Source organism: Dietzia sp. KRD202, assembly GCF_017168155.1.
GTDB classification, from domain to species: domain Bacteria; phylum Actinomycetota; class Actinomycetes; order Mycobacteriales; family Mycobacteriaceae; genus Dietzia; species Dietzia kunjamensis.
This window is the reverse complement of record NZ_JABFAN010000138.1, coordinates 1-426: the sequence shown is the minus strand read 5'-3', so window position 1 is coordinate 426 and position 426 is coordinate 1. Positions and strand designations below refer to the sequence as shown.

The window sequence follows — 426 nt, the reverse complement described above, 5'->3', positions numbered from 1 at the left end:
CCTGAAGGATGTCGCGACGACCGAGACCGGGTCGCTGGCACTGCCGGTCGAGGGCTCGCGGGTGTCGATGAGCGGCATGGTCGTCGCGATCATCTCGACCACGCTGGCGATGACCGGGCAGTACGCCTTCTATACGTTCATCGCGCCGTTCCTGGTGCAGCACGCGCAGCTGCCGGAGGAGTGGCTGAGCCCGGCGCTGCTGGCCTACGGCGTGATGGGCGCGATCGCGGTGCTGGCGCTGACCATCTGGCTCGGCGGTCGCCCGCTCGCCGGTGTCGTCGCCTGCATGATCGTGATGCTGCTGACGATGGTGGTGCTCGCGCTCTCGACCGTGCTGCCGCTGACCTTCGCGGCCATCCTGGTGTGGGGCCTCGCGATGGGGGCGCTGCCGCCGCTGCTGCAGACGCGGCTGCTCGAGGCCGCGCC

At 70.4% G+C, this 426-nt stretch carries 1 pseudogene; it reads left to right on the top strand.

What is annotated here, in order from left to right:
• Positions 1–76 precede the first annotated feature (76 nt).
• Positions 77–426 (top strand): annotated as a pseudogene (locus tag J1M64_RS19350) (MFS transporter); the annotation flags it as partial.